General features: G+C 31.7%; 13 protein-coding genes. 6 read left to right on the top strand and 7 right to left on the bottom strand.

Annotated features, from left to right (window positions below; genetic code table 11):
- Window positions 1–1086: 1086 nt before the first annotated feature.
- The 7 genes from gyrA to dnaA form a co-directional block, all read right to left on the bottom strand.
- Window positions 1087–3552, bottom strand: coding sequence for a DNA gyrase subunit A (gene gyrA / locus JK636_RS21920; protein ID WP_202751133.1), 2466 nt, complete (start codon window positions 3550–3552; stop codon window positions 1087–1089).
- A gap of 34 nt (window positions 3553–3586) precedes the next feature.
- Window positions 3587–5497 (bottom strand): DNA topoisomerase (ATP-hydrolyzing) subunit B, encoded by a 1911-nt coding sequence (gene gyrB / locus JK636_RS21925; RefSeq protein ID WP_202751134.1) that lies wholly within the window; start codon window positions 5495–5497, stop codon window positions 3587–3589.
- A gap of 17 nt (window positions 5498–5514) precedes the next feature.
- The gene (gene remB, locus JK636_RS21930) at window positions 5515–5778 is read right to left on the bottom strand and encodes an extracellular matrix regulator RemB (protein WP_202751135.1); all 264 of its coding nucleotides are present in this window, start codon (window positions 5776–5778) and stop codon (window positions 5515–5517) included.
- 48 nt (window positions 5779–5826) lie between these two features.
- Window positions 5827–6936, bottom strand: coding sequence for a DNA replication/repair protein RecF (recF, locus tag JK636_RS21935; RefSeq protein ID WP_202751136.1), 1110 nt, complete (start codon window positions 6934–6936; stop codon window positions 5827–5829).
- A 68-nt stretch (window positions 6937–7004) separates the two neighbouring features.
- A complete protein-coding gene (locus JK636_RS21940) occupies window positions 7005–7211 on the bottom strand; it encodes an RNA-binding S4 domain-containing protein (protein WP_202751137.1) in 207 nt (68 codons plus the stop codon).
- Between the two features lie 143 nt (window positions 7212–7354).
- Complete coding sequence (dnaN, locus tag JK636_RS21945) at window positions 7355–8458, bottom strand: DNA polymerase III subunit beta (protein WP_202751138.1); 1104 nt, start codon at window positions 8456–8458, stop codon at window positions 7355–7357.
- A gap of 258 nt (window positions 8459–8716) precedes the next feature.
- Window positions 8717–10066, bottom strand: a complete 1350-nt coding sequence (gene dnaA / locus JK636_RS21950) for a chromosomal replication initiator protein DnaA (RefSeq protein ID WP_202751139.1) — start codon at window positions 10064–10066, stop codon at window positions 8717–8719.
- Window positions 10067–10692: 626 nt separating this feature from the next.
- Here dnaA and rpmH point away from each other — a divergent pair.
- From rpmH to mnmE, 6 genes are all read left to right on the top strand, one after another.
- Window positions 10693–10827, top strand: coding sequence for a 50S ribosomal protein L34 (gene rpmH, locus JK636_RS21955; protein ID WP_034572126.1), 135 nt, complete (start codon window positions 10693–10695; stop codon window positions 10825–10827).
- A 68-nt stretch (window positions 10828–10895) separates the two neighbouring features.
- A complete protein-coding gene (rnpA, locus tag JK636_RS21960) occupies window positions 10896–11264 on the top strand; it encodes a ribonuclease P protein component (protein ID WP_202751185.1) in 369 nt (122 codons plus the stop codon).
- The gene (gene yidD, locus JK636_RS21965; RefSeq protein WP_202751140.1) at window positions 11227–11475 is read left to right on the top strand and encodes a membrane protein insertion efficiency factor YidD; all 249 of its coding nucleotides are present in this window, start codon (window positions 11227–11229) and stop codon (window positions 11473–11475) included. Before rnpA ends, yidD begins: the two co-directional genes overlap by 38 nt.
- A gap of 28 nt (window positions 11476–11503) precedes the next feature.
- Window positions 11504–12187 carry a membrane protein insertase YidC gene (gene yidC / locus JK636_RS21970; RefSeq protein ID WP_202751141.1) on the top strand — a complete coding sequence of 228 codons (684 nt, stop codon included), beginning with the start codon at window positions 11504–11506 and terminating at the stop codon, window positions 12185–12187.
- Window positions 12188–12224: 37 nt separating this feature from the next.
- Window positions 12225–12851 (top strand): RNA-binding cell elongation regulator Jag/EloR, encoded by a 627-nt coding sequence (gene jag / locus JK636_RS21975; RefSeq protein WP_202751142.1) that lies wholly within the window; start codon window positions 12225–12227, stop codon window positions 12849–12851.
- Between the two features lie 41 nt (window positions 12852–12892).
- The gene (gene mnmE / locus JK636_RS21980) at window positions 12893–14272 is read left to right on the top strand and encodes a tRNA uridine-5-carboxymethylaminomethyl(34) synthesis GTPase MnmE (RefSeq protein WP_202751143.1); all 1380 of its coding nucleotides are present in this window, start codon (window positions 12893–12895) and stop codon (window positions 14270–14272) included.
- Window positions 14273–14402: the final 130 nt, after the last annotated feature.

A 14402-nucleotide genomic window follows, 5' to 3' on the forward strand; every position in this document is an offset into this window, starting at 1 on the left:
AAAGTTTGAAAACTTAAGCTCATCGCTTACTTATTTTATCGAAGTCGCCTAAACAACTTCAAAAGAATTGCTGGTCATTTACCTTAATTTCTCTGTTTAATTTTCAAAGACCAATTTGCTTTGCTTCGTTACAGCTTTTATATCTTATCATTTAAACTTCTTATTGTCAATAACTTTTTATTATTGATAAGAAGTTTAAATGTTGCAACGAAATTCATCGTGGCCACTGCATCGCAGCGACAAGTGTTATTTTATCAAAAATATTTACTTAGACTTTTACATATTTTCTTATTATATCAAATTATGTTGCATATACTATTTTTTACTTTATTTTTTTTCATTTTACGCATATGGATACACTAGGAAAAGTTTATGCTAAATATAATAAAATTGCGAACTAAATGTTTGTATGCTTTGCTTTAAAGTCCGCAGGGCTTTGCGTGGAAAATAATATATAATCTTAGTAATTACCTTTCTATCATTCATATATTTAAATATAAACCTATAAACATATTCAAATATATATCTATTTAAATATTTACTTGAGCCATGCTGGTTTGCAGTAGATTTACTTTATACGATATTAAAGAACATGCTTATATCAACTCTAATATTAAACAACTCCAAATATTAAAAAGCTTTAATTATAAAACAATCATTGAGTAAGTCGTATAGATATAATTATAATTGCGTATAAGATGCATAGGCTAGGTGTAAAGACCGAGAGCAGGTGTAGAAAATATTATTTTAATTTGATTGATAACTTTGCCCATGTTCTTGGTGAAGCAATGCTGGAAAGCTTAGAGTCTCTCTTTTGAGCAAGCTAAAAGTATTTTAAGTTTACTAAAGATATTTTGAATCCTGCAGCCATTAAATAAACAAGAAGTCAAGCGAATTCCTAGAGACTCTTAGCTTTTCAGCATTGCAAGCCTTAGAACATACGCAAAGTTATCCTAAAGTAAAATATTATTTTCTACGCTAGGCTCTAAGGTCTTTACACCACAGCCTACGATAGCTTTATTTCGCAATCTACTTATATTCAACAACAAAAAAAGCCCCTAAGGGCTTTTTTAAAATTATATAATATTAATCTTCTTGTTTTTCATCTTCGTTTACTTCTTCCTGTGCTACCGCTTCATCCATATTAATTTTAGCAAGTGCAACAACTTTCTCATCTTCAGTAGTCTTCATTAGTGTAACACCCATAGTGTTTCTTCCAGTAACTGATATGTTGGAAGCATTTAATCTTATTGCTACACCACTGGTATTAATAAGCATTATTTCATCACCGTCTTTAACGATTCTAGCTCCAACTATTTTACCTGTCTTTTCAGAGACCTTATAGGTTATAATACCCTTACCCCCTCTTCTGTGAGCAGAGTATTCATCTATGCCTGTTCTTTTACCATAACCATTTTCACTTACGATTAATACATCTTCATTTTCTGCTATAACATTCATACTTACAGCACTGTCGCCTTCTCTTAAAGTTATGGCCTTAACTCCAGTAGCAGTTCTTCCCATAGGTCTTACATCTGTTTCGCTGAACCTCATTGAGTATCCATCCTGAGTAACAATTAAAATTTCACTTTGTCCGTCAGTCATCTTAACTCCAATAAGTTCATCGCCTTCTCGTAAATTAATTGCTGCTAATCCATTCTTTCTTATTGACGAGAATTGAGTTAAGTCTGTTTTCTTTATAAGCCCTTCTCTAGTAGCCATTATAAGGAACTTATCCTCTTCGAATTCTTTAACCGGCATAACAGCTTGAATTTTTTCTCCAGGATTTAGAGGAAGAATATTAACTAAATTAGTTCCTTTTGCAGATCTTCCTGCTTCTGGAAGTTCATATCCCTTTAATCTATACACTCTTCCAAGGTTTGTGAAGAATAAAAGATTATTATGAGTAGATGTAATAAAGATATGTTCAACAAAGTCATCTTCTTTTGTTGCCATAGCTTGTATTCCTCTTCCTCCTCTTTTTTGAGCTGTATAGGTATCAGATGGTATTCTCTTTATATATCCTGCATGAGTTAATGTTACGACAACATCCTGTTCTTGGATTAAATCTTCTATATCAATTTCATTGTTATTTCTTTCAATTTCGGTTCTTCTCTCATCAGAATATTTTGCTTTTATTTCTAAAAGCTCATTTTTTATAATGTCTAACACTAAGCTTTCATTAGCTAAGATTTCTTTATAGTGAGCTATATCTTTCATAAGCTCATTATACTCATCTTCAATTTTTTGTCTTTCTAGACCTGTAAGCCTTTGAAGTCTCATATCCAATATTGCTTGAGCTTGTTTTTCTGAAAGACCAAATTTCTCCATGAGGCCTGTTCTAGCTGCCTCTGTAGTTCTTGAAGATCTTATTAGAGCTATGACCTCATCAATATGATCAAGAGCAATTCTTAATCCTTCTAAGATATGCGCTCTAGCAAGTGCTTTATCTAACTCAAACTGAGTTCTTCTTCTTATAACTTCCTTTTGGAAATCTATATAATGTACTAATATTTGCTTCAAATTAAGTGTTTGAGGCTCATTATTTACAAGTGCTATCATAATAGCGCCAAATGTAGTTTGGAGACTAGTATGTTTATATAGCTGATTCAAAATAACACTAGCATTAGCATCTTTTTTAGTTTCAATTACTACACGCATACCCTCTCTGTCAGATTCGTCTCTTAGATCTGATATGCCTTCAATCTTTTTATCTCTTACCAAGTCTGCTATATTTTCAACAAGCTTAGCTTTGTTAACTTGATATGGAAGCTCTGTAACTATAATCTTTTGTCTTCCCTTTTCTTCTTCAATAGTTGCTTTGGCTCTAACTATAATTTTTCCTCTTCCAGTTTCATAAGCCTCTCTAATTCCTGCAGTTCCAAGTATTATTCCCGCAGTAGGAAAATCCGGACCTTTTATCTCAGTCATCAATTCCAAAACCGTAGCTTCTGGATTATCAATAAGCATAGTTATTCCATTTATAACTTCACCTAAGTTATGTGGAGGTATGTTTGTAGCCATACCAACAGCAATACCAGAAGAACCGCTTACTAAAAGATTTGGAAATCTTGATGGAAGTACCACAGGCTCCTGTTCCTCACCATCAAAGTTTGGAATAAAGTCTACTGTATTTTTATTTATTTCTCTTAATAGCTCTAGCGTTATTTTGCTCATTCTAGCCTCTGTATAACGCATAGCAGCTGCCCCGTCACCATCCACGGAACCAAAGTTTCCATGACCATCTACTAAAGGATATCTTATAGAAAAGTCCTGTGCCATTCTAACTAAAGCATCATAAACTGCAGTATCGCCATGAGGATGGTACTTACCTAAAACGTCTCCTACGATTCTAGCGCACTTTCTATAACCTTTATCAGGAGTAATTCCTAATTCTTGCATAGAGTATAGTATTCTTCTATGTACAGGCTTAAGCCCATCCCTTACATCCGGAAGAGCACGACCTACTATAACACTCATAGCATAATCTATATAACATTTTTTCATTTCTTGTTTTATATCGACTTGTATAACGTTACCTTCATTTCCCATTTGCTACACCTCATTTACTGTGTGAATAACCTTACTAAACATCAAGATTAACAACCTTATTAGCATTTTCTTGTATAAACTGTCTTCTTGGTTCCACCTTATCGCCCATGAGAATTGTGAAAATTTCATCAGCAGCCATAGCATCCTCTAATGTAAATTGAACTAGAGTCCTCTTTTCAGGATCCATAGTGGTTTCCCAAAGCTGAATTGCATCCATCTCTCCAAGACCTTTGTATCTCTGTATATTAGTATTATTATCCTTACCGCCAATTTGAGCTAATATAGCCTCTAATTCTTTATCACTATAAGCATAATAATCTTTTTTGCCTTTAGATACTTTGAAAAGAGGTGGCTGAGCTGCATATACATGGCCCTTATCAATTAAGTCTGTCATATACCTATAGAAGAAGGTTAAAAGCAGTGTTCTAATATGCGCTCCATCTACATCAGCATCTGTCATTATTATAATTCTATTATATCTTAACTTTTCAACATCAAAATCTGTACCTATACCTGCACCAAAAGCTGTAATCATAGATCTTATCTCTTGGTAGTTTAGTATTTTATCTAATCTTTGTTTTTCTACATTCATTATTTTTCCACGCAAAGGAAGTATAGCCTGGAACTTTCTATCTCTTCCTCCTTTAGCGCTTCCACCTGCAGAGTCACCCTCTACAATGTAGATTTCACATTCTTCAGGATCCTTTGAAGAACAATCTGCTAACTTTCCTGGAAGTGCACTTCTTTCCAGTACTGATTTTCTTGTAAGTTCTCTTGCTTTTCTAGCAGCATCTCTAGCTCTAGCAGCTAAAAGAGCCTTATCTATAACATTCTTTCCAACAGATGGATTTTCCTCAAGGAAAGTAGATATTCCTTCTCCAACTATATTATCAACAATTCCTCTTACTTCACTGTTTCCAAGCTTGGTTTTTGTTTGTCCTTCAAACTGAGGATCAGTAAGCTTTACAGAAATTACTGCTGTAAGTCCTTCTCTAATATCATCACCTGATAGGTTTTTATCATTTTCTTTTAAATGTCCAAACTTCTTTCCATAATCATTAAATACACGTGTTAAGGCAGCTTTAAAGCCAATCATATGTGTACCGCCTTCTACTGTATCAATGTTATTTGCGAAAGAAAAAATATTCTCGTTATACGTATCGTTGTATTGAAGAGCTACCTCTACTGTATAATCTTCTTTTTTACCTTCTACGTATATTACCTTTTCATGAAGAGTCTCTTTATTTCTATTTAGATACTCAACAAAGGACTTTATACCGCCTTCATAGTAAAATTCCTCTTTCTTGCCGCCTTCTCGCTCATCTTCTAATGTTATTCTTATACCCTTATTTAAAAATGCTAACTCTCTTAATCTTTGAGCTAATGTATCATAGTCATAATCCAATTCCTCAAACACTTCATGGTCAGGTTTAAAATATACCTTTGTACCATGTCCATCTAGCTCGCCAACCTTATCTAGACCAGTAACTGCTTTACCTCTTTCATATCTCTGTCTCCATAGAACTCCTTCAGATTTAACAGTAACTTCGCAAACTTCTGAAAGAGCATTAACAACAGATGCACCAACCCCGTGAAGTCCTCCAGAAACCTTGTAAGCTCCACCGCCAAATTTTCCGCCTGCATGAAGCACAGTCATTATAACTTCAACTGTAGGTATTCCCATCTTTGGATGTATTCCTACAGGCATACCTCTACCATCATCTATAACAGTTATTGCATTATCCTTATGAATAGAAACATTTATATTCTTACATACTCCAATCATAGCTTCATCTATACTGTTATCAACAATTTCATATACTAAATGATGAAGCCCTCTAGGACCTGTACTTCCTATATACATCCCAGGTCTCTTTCTAACCGCTTCTAGTCCCTCAAGAACTTGGATCTGACTTTCATCATAGTTTTGTTTATTTTCTGGCATTGTAATACCTCCCACTGTTATATTTCATCGTACAAAGTTTCTGTCCTTTTTCCTAAAGTAGATGATGATATTGGTGATAAAAATATTTTACTTTTTTTATCAACTTCAGCTACTATAAAAGATTTAGGTTTTTCATTTGTAATTCTTTCTACAAAGCCGTCTTCCTCTGCCATTCTTAAAAATTGAAGTGTATCTGAACTATAGGTAGATGTTTCCATATCAAATATACCTATAACATCTTTTAATGGGACAACTACATTCTCTCCTAAATGTAAAAACATAAAAAAATCTCCTTTCAAAGCATAATCTATAATCAAAGCAAAGCATAACTAAAACTCTTTTAAAGTGTATTCTTTTATTATGTTTCCTCCATGAACTGTAAATATCTTTGCATTTTCACTTATATAATTTTTAATATTTTCTATTCCTGTACAAGTAACAATTGTCTGTACATTGTTTATAGAATTTAAAATATATTTTTGTCTGCTTAAATCAAGTTCTGATAATACATCATCTAAAAGCAGCACAGGATATTCTCCTGTCTGTTCTTTTATTATCTCAAGAGAAGAAAACTTAATAGTAAGCACCGAAGTTCTCTGCTGCCCTTGAGAACCATAACTTCTCGTATCAATTCCATTTATACTTATTAAAAAATCATCTCTATGAGGTCCATGCGAGGTAGTTCTTTTCTCCATATCGCCCTTTAAGTTTTTCTTTAAAAGTTCATTCAAGTTTTTTTCTATGTTATCAAAATCTTTTATACTTGTTATATATTTAAAACTTATGTCTTCAATTGCTGAGGTAATTTCTTTATGAATTGCTTTTCCTTTTTCATTTAAAAGATTTAAATATTTAAGTCTTTCTTTAATGATAAAGCTTCCAAACCTTGAAAGCTGACTGTCATAGATATCAATTATGCTTTCAATATTTTCATTCCACTTTTTAAGAAGTGAGTTTCTTTCATTTAGAACTTTATTATATTGAACCAAACTGTAATAGTACTTGGAATTAAGCTTACAAAGTTCAATATCAATAAATTTTCGTCTATAAGATGGAGATTCCTTTACTATTTTTAAGTCTTCTGGAGAGAACAAAACAACATTAAAAACACCAATAAGCTCTTGTATCTTATTGATTTTTATGCTGTTTATTCTTATTCCCTTTTTTCCATCTTTAAAAATTTTTATTTCTATATTTTTGTCTAATCTTTCTTTAGAAATATAAGCCTTAACATAAGCTTCGTCTTTATTCCAATTTATAAGTTCTTTATCTCTACTAGTCCTTTGTGATTTTGCAATACTAGAGTAATATATTGCCTCTAAAATATTTGTTTTACCTTGAGCATTATCTCCAATAAAAACATTAACTCCACTATTAAGACTAATATTTAATTCATCATAATTGCGAAAATTTATAAGCTGTAAGTTTTTTATATACATACAAAACACCTATTATATTATAGCATAAAAAGTGAATATCATGGCAAGAAGAGAAAATAAATATATTTTTATACTATTTTATAGCTTTCTCCATCAAATTCTATAATATCACCTTTTACTAATTTTTTACCACGCTGCACTTCAATATTTCCGTTTAACTTTACTTCACCATTTTGAACAACTATTTTTGCCTCAGAACCCATTCCTACAGCTCCAGCCCATTTTAAGAATGCATCCAACTTTATATATTCTGTATCTATTTTTATCTCTTTCATAAGCTTTTCTTATCTCCTTTAACTTTAATTATCTTTAAACATAAATTTATACAGTATAAAAAGCAATTAAGTCAGCTGCTTTTCATACTGTATAGATACCTTAAACATTATTTATTAGTATTCCCATTGTTTGTATTTTTAATTTAATATCCCATAACTCTTACAGGAAGAACTAAGTATGTGCAGTTATCCTTATTTTTATTTCTAACTATACATGGACTTACACTGCTTGTAAGCTCAAGAATAATTTCTTCTTCATCCATGATTTTGAGTACATCTATAACAAATCTTGCATTGAATGCAATTTTCAAAGGGTCACCTTGCATAATTACATTAAGTTCTTCACGAGCTTTTCCCAATTGAGAATCGGAAGTGATAATCATGACGTCGTCTTGGATATCAAGCTTTACTAGATTAGTATTTCCTTCCTTTGCCATAAGGGAAGCTCTTTCTATACAATCATAAAATTCATTTCTTTTTAAAGTGATTTTTAAATTATATTCATCAGGAATAATGGATTTATAGTTTATAAATTCGCCTTCTAAAAGTCTTGATATAATTTTTGTATTTCCAAGATTGAATAAAATATGATTAGGTGTGAAGGTAATATTTACATTTTCTTCTGAGTCCTCAAGAATTTTTGAAACTTCGCTTAAGGTTTTTCCAGGAATTACAGCACTTATAGTATTATCATTTTCTACTGGTTCACTTCTTAAAGCAAGTCTCAATCCATCAAGTGCTACCAAATTCAGCTTTCCATTATCAATTTCAAACTTAACTCCAGTAAGTATTGGCCTTATTTCATCTTGAGCTGTAGCAAAAATTGTTCCTTTTATCATATTTTTTAAAATCTTTTGAGGGATAGTTAAAAGCATGTTTTCATTAATCTTTGGAAGCATTGGAAATTCATCAGAATTCATGTATTTAAGCACTGCCTTTGACTTTTCACAAAGTATTTCTAAAGAGTTATTTTCAATAGTATTAACTTGAACCTCTGAGTTTGGAAGCTTTTTAATAAGTTCCCCAAAAAGCTTTGAATCTACAACAATGCTGCCTTCCTCTAGAATATTTGCTTGTATTTTAGTTTCTACGCTTAAGTCAATATCGGATCCTATTAAGGTTAATTCATCATTTCTAGCAATTAAAAGAATTCCTTCTAATATTGTCATAGTGGATTTTCCAGTAACGGCTTTTTGAGCTGTTGATATAACCTCCTGTAGTTTGCTTTTTTCACATATAAATTTCATTTTATCCGCTCCTTTTATTCACAATAGAATCTTCTTTAGATAGATTAGATAAATATATTATTTTAGTAACAGTAGTAGTAGGGGCTGTGTGTATGTGGATAACAGGTCCCATGCATTGAAACTACTCATAAATTACATAAAAATAAGTGTGGATAAGTAAAAGCAATAATTTTAATCTTATCCACATTGTTATAAAGCACAATATCAGTATTTTTTTATCAACAGGTTGTTATAAAACAATTAATAACAACCTGTTAGTTATTTTTGCTGTATTTTCTTAGTAAGCTCATTTATAGCCTGCTGAAGGTTTTCGTCTTCCTTTAAACTTTCTGAAATTTTCTCATAAGCATGTATTACTGTTGTATGATCTCTGCCGCCAAACTCTTCTCCTATTTTAGGTAAAGAAGTATCTGTAAGCTTTCTGGCAAGATACATAGCAATTTGACGAGGAAAAGCTACATTTCTTGTCCTTCTTTGAGACTTGAAGTCTTCTATTCTAAGATTATAGTAGCTTGATACTATATCCTGAATTGAATCTATAGTTATAATCTTACTTTGCTTGTTTGAAATTATATCCTTTAAGGCTTCAGCTGCTAAATCTACAGTGATTTCTTTATTAGTAAGAGAAGAGTAAGCAACTATTCTTATTAATGCTCCCTCAAGCTCTCTTATATTAGACTTTATTTTGGTTGCGATATAAACCATGACATCATTAGAAATATTTAAGCCTTCTACATCCGCTTTTTTCTTTAAAATAGCAATTCTCGTTTCAAAATCAGGAGTCTGAATATCTGCTATAAGTCCCCATTCAAAGCGGGATCTTAACCTATCCTCTAATGTGGGAATTTCTTTTGGTGGCCTGTCGCTGGATAAAATTATCTGCTTGTTTGCTTCATGCAAAGCATTAAATGTATGAAAAAACTCCTGTTGGGTAGCATCTTTACCAGCAATAAATTGAATATCATCTATCAAAAGAACATCTACATTTCTGTATTTATTTCTAAACTCAACGTTTTTATCATCTTTAATAGAATTAATCAGTTCATTAGTAAACTTTTCTGAAGACACATAAACAACCTTTGACTTAGGATTGTTTTCTAATATATAGTGTCCGATAGCATGCATAAGGTGTGTCTTTCCAAGTCCAACACCTCCGTAAACAAAAAGAGGATTATATGCTTTTGCTGGAGATTCTGCAACAGCTAAAGAAGCTGCATGAGCAAACCGGTTGCTATTACCTATGACGAAAGAATCAAAGGTATACTTTGGATTTAAGGTAGCAGACATTTCATCACTTATTACAACATTACTTGAAAGAGTCTTTTTGATAGCTTTTTCTTCAAGATCAACAGATTCTTCTGAAGCAACGGTAAATTCTATATTATATTTTCTAGGCGAGATAATCTTTAATGCATTAATAAGCAGGTCTCTATACCTTGTTTCAAGTATTTCTTTTGTAAAGTTATTTGGTACGCCAAGTCTTAAGGTATCGTTAATCAGGGATAAGGGAATAGAACTCTTAATCCAGGTATTAAAACTCACTTCACTAAGTTCACCCTTCATAATATTTAACGTTTTTTCCCATAGTTCTTTTAGTCCGCCATCCATTTTTTATCCTCCAGTTCAAACATAAAAAATATTTTTTTAACCGGGAAAATAATAATCCACATGTTATATTAACTAAAACTAAGATTATTTTAATTTGTAGACAAATGTTGAAAAAAATATTCACATGTCAATAATATTGTGGATATTTTATAAGCACAAAAGTTATTAACAATGTGAAGAAATTTATATATTAACATTATTAACTATCAATAAAAGCCTTATTTATCTATAAATATAACATTGTTACGCATTGTATTTGCAATTATTGAACAAGTTATACACAAAGTTATCAACAGATGTGGATAACTTGTCATATTTAAAAATTATTCACAATCCTTTATCTATAATATCAAAACTACAGAGGCTATTCAAGAAGTTATCCACAAAAAATGTGTAGAAATATAAAAAATAATCAACAATCCTCTTATTCTTGACATTAACACCTTGTAAATATATAATTTAATAGTAAAACTTAAAGTATGTTCAATTTTAAATTTTAACCTGTATTATTAAAGTTTAGAGATTTGGTTATAATTAGAATAGCCAGGCAGGTTGAATTTAAGTTTTATGTAGGTAGTAAGAAAATTGCTATACATTATTGATAAGTAGAAGGGGGTGTAGCACAGATGTTTATGACTTACCAACCAAAAAAGAAACAAAGAAAAAAAGAGCACGGATTCAGAAAAAGAATGGCTTCTCAAGGTGGAAGAAACGTTCTTAAGAGAAGAAGAGCAAAAGGTAGAAAAAGATTGACAGCATAAGGCCGCTTTAGTGGCCTTTTTCTGTAATTGCAGTGAAAAAGGAGCGAAATGCTTTTATGAATGCTTTTATTAAGGAAGAAAAACTAAGAAAAAATATAGAGTTTAGAACTGTTTACAGAAAAGGCAAATCTTTTTCTAATCAATTATTAGTTTTATATATAATGAAGAATCGTAAGGAAATAAACCGAGCGGGAATATCGGTTAGTAAAAAAGTAGGTAAGAGTGTAGTTAGAAGCAAAGTTAAAAGACTTATCAGCGAAAGCTATAGACTAAATAAAGACAATGTCAAAAAAGGATATGATTTGGTCTTTATTGCTAGAACTACATCAAATGATAAAAATTATTATGATATTGAAAAGGCACTTACAAATCTGTTTAAAAAGGCAGGTTTATTAATTAATGAAAAAACTACTGATTGTGATAATCAAGTTTTATAGAAAGTTTCTTTCACCATTGAAAAGAGGCTTCTATTATATTTTTTCACCTTTTTTAGTGGGAGAAGTTGGGTGCAGGTTTTATCCAACTTGTTCGGAGTATGCTATTGAAGCTATAGAAAAGTATGGAGCTTTAAAAGGAAGTATCATGGCAGCTAAAAGAATTTTAAGGTGTAATCCTTTTAATAAAGGTGGATACGATCCTGTAAAATGATTAATAAGTATCCAAGGAGGTTTGGAGTTTGAATTTCATAAACGTAGGACTAACAAAGTTTTTTGAATTTATTCAAAGCTTAATTAAGCTTATAGGGGTAACTAATCCAAGTGCATATTACGGATTATCTATAATACTTTTTACAATAATTATTAGATTAATTTTATTACCATTAAATTTAAAGCAGATGAAATCTCAAGCTGCTATGCAGCAGGTTCAGCCAGAGGTTAAAAAATTACAAGAAAAATATAAAAATGATCCGCAAAAATCTCAACAGGAAATGATGAAGCTATATAAAGAAAAGGGTGTAAATCCAATGGGTGGATGTTTACCACTTATAATTCAGCTTCCAATACTTTGGGCTTTATATTATGTATTTAGAACTATGCAGCCTTTAGATCCTGTTACGGGACAGCACATTACTGTATCTTTCTTATGGATAAAAAATTTATTTGCACCTGATCAGCTTAAAATATTACCTATATTAGCAGGAATAACTACATATTTATCATCCGTTATTATGCCTGTTCAAATGGATCCTGCTCAAGCTAAACAAATGGGAACTATGAATATTGGTATGTCTGTAATGATGCTGTTTATGGCATGGAACTTTACAGCTGCATTGGTTGTTTACTGGGTAACTAATAGTTTAATTCAAATTGGTCAGAATTTACTTGTAAGAAAGATACATGCAAAAAAGGAAGAGGCTTAATATTTCTAATTAAAGTAGGAAGGTGGGTGTCTTTGGTATGAAAGTTATAGAGATGACTGGTAAAACTGTTGATGATGCAATAAAAAATGCTTTAAATGAGCTAAAAGTAACAGAGGATAAAATAGAGGTAGAAGTTTTAGAAGAAGGTAGTAAAGGCTTATTTAAATTGATAGGAGCTAAACCAGCCAGAATAAAAGTTAAGGTTAAAAGAGATTATATATATGAGGCTAAGACCTTTTTAAGAGATATTTTAGATAATATGGGAATAACAGCTGAGATTAAAATTAAAGAAGAAACTGACACTATTAAAATATCTTTAACAGGACCTGATATGGGTATACTTATTGGATACAGAGGCGAAACCTTAGATTCACTTCAATACTTGGTTAGTTTGGTTGTGAATAAAGGACATGAAACAGCTTATAAGAGAGTTGTTTTAGATACTGAAAATTATAGATTAAAAAGAGAAGAAACTCTAAAAAGACTTGCCTTTAAGGTAGCAGGTACTGTTAGAAGAACCGGAAAAATTATTAAGCTTGAACCTATGAATCCATACGAAAGAAGAATAATTCATTCCGCTCTACAGGATGATCGATATGTTCAGACCTTTAGTGAGGGAGAAGAGCCCTATAGAAGAGTTGTTGTTGATTTGAAGAAAGCCTAAGGGCTTTCTTTTTAATTTTATGCTCAAGGAGGCAAAAACAAATGAAGGAATTTGAAACAATTGCCGCAGTAGCTACAAGTTTAGGAGAAGGCGGTATTGCCATAATAAGAATTTCGGGAAAAGATGCATTAAAAAGTGTTGCAAATATATTTAAAGGAAAAAACAGCAGAGATTTAAATGACATCAAGAGCTATACCATGAGATATGGCCATATCATAGATAAAGAAAATAACGAGATTATTGACGAAGTTATAGTAAGTTTCATGAAGGGACCTAAAAGTTTTACAGCAGAGGATACGGTAGAAATTAACTGTCACGGTGGTGTTATTGCTACAAATAGAGTTTTGGAAGAAGTTATAAAGCAGGGTGTAAGACTTGCGGAGCCTGGTGAATTTACAAAAAGAGCATTTCTAAATGGAAGAATTGATTTAAGCCAGGCAGAGGCCGTTATAGATATAATAAGAGCAAAGACAGAACTTAGTATGAAATCTGCCTTGGCTCAGTCTGAGGGCAGGATTTCCCGGGAAATCAAGGCTTTAAGACATAAATTGTTAGGAATAATTGCTCATATTGAAGCTACAGTAGACTTTCCAGAAGATGATTTAGAGGAAACTACATCAGAAATAACTGGTTCACAGTTGAGAAGTGTACTAGAAGAAATTGATAAACTATTAAGTTCAGCTGATGAGGGTAAAATATTAAGAGAGGGACTTGATACGGTAATTGTAGGGAAACCAAATGTAGGAAAGTCATCGTTATTAAATGCACTTCTTATGGAAAAGAGAGCAATAGTTACTGAGGTGCCAGGTACAACTAGAGATGTAATCGAGGAATTTATAAGTTTAGACGGTGTACCAGTTAAAATTATTGATACTGCAGGAATAAGAGATACTGAAGATATAGTGGAAAAAATTGGTGTTGAAAAATCTAAAGAAAAAATTAATTATGCAGACTTAATTATTCTAATGCTTGATTTGAGCAGAGAGTTAGATAGTGAAGATTTGGAGATAATTAACTATATTAGAGATAAGAAATATATAGTACTTTTAAATAAAAGCGATTTACCTAATAAATTAGATAAAAATATGTTAAAAGATTTAAACTTTCAGTATATAATGGAGATATCCGCTGTAACAGGTGAAGGTATTGAGAAGTTAAAAGAAGCTATTAAAAAGCTTTTCTTTAATGGAGAGATAACTTCAAAGGATGCAGTTATTACAAATGCGAGACATAAGCAGGCTTTAATTCATGCAAGACAAAACTGCAGAGCAGCAGTTGAAGCTTTAAAAAATACCTTTGCAATAGACTTAGCTTCAATAGATCTTAGAAATGCTTGGATGAATCTTGGGGAGATTACAGGAGAAACCTTGGAGGAAGATATCATAGATAAAATATTTTCGGAGTTTTGTATTGGAAAATAATCAGTGGTTAAAAAGGAGGTAAAAGGTCTAAATGACCTTTTACGGGTAGTTTGCGAGTGGGAACGAGCATTTTAAACTACCCAGTGTTTCGAGTGAAAGGAGGTTGAAGTCCTAAATGGACTTCAACGGG

The sequence above is a fragment of the Clostridium rhizosphaerae genome, from assembly GCF_016765585.1.
GTDB lineage: Bacteria > Bacillota > Clostridia > Clostridiales > Clostridiaceae > Clostridium_AT > Clostridium_AT rhizosphaerae.

Excerpts from the sequence above, each read along its gene's own strand:
- rpmH (WP_034572126.1), top strand. The coding sequence starts at position 10,693 with ATGTTTATGACTTACCAACCAAAAAAGAAACAAAGAAAAAAAGAGCAC.
- mnmE (WP_202751143.1), top strand. The coding sequence starts at position 12,893 with ATGAAGGAATTTGAAACAATTGCCGCAGTAGCTACAAGTTTAGGAGAA.
- recF (WP_202751136.1), bottom strand. The coding sequence starts at position 6,936 with ATGTATATAAAAAACTTACAGCTTATAAATTTTCGCAATTATGATGAA.
- jag (WP_202751142.1), top strand. The coding sequence starts at position 12,225 with ATGAAAGTTATAGAGATGACTGGTAAAACTGTTGATGATGCAATAAAA.
- dnaA (WP_202751139.1), bottom strand. The coding sequence starts at position 10,066 with ATGGATGGCGGACTAAAAGAACTATGGGAAAAAACGTTAAATATTATG.
- gyrA (WP_202751133.1), bottom strand. The coding sequence starts at position 3,552 with ATGGGAAATGAAGGTAACGTTATACAAGTCGATATAAAACAAGAAATG.
- yidD (WP_202751140.1), top strand. The coding sequence starts at position 11,227 with ATGAAAAAACTACTGATTGTGATAATCAAGTTTTATAGAAAGTTTCTT.
- dnaN (WP_202751138.1), bottom strand. The coding sequence starts at position 8,458 with ATGAAATTTATATGTGAAAAAAGCAAACTACAGGAGGTTATATCAACA.
- remB (WP_202751135.1), bottom strand. The coding sequence starts at position 5,778 with ATGTTTTTACATTTAGGAGAGAATGTAGTTGTCCCATTAAAAGATGTT.
- gyrB (WP_202751134.1), bottom strand. The coding sequence starts at position 5,497 with ATGCCAGAAAATAAACAAAACTATGATGAAAGTCAGATCCAAGTTCTT.
- JK636_RS21940 (WP_202751137.1), bottom strand. The coding sequence starts at position 7,211 with ATGAAAGAGATAAAAATAGATACAGAATATATAAAGTTGGATGCATTC.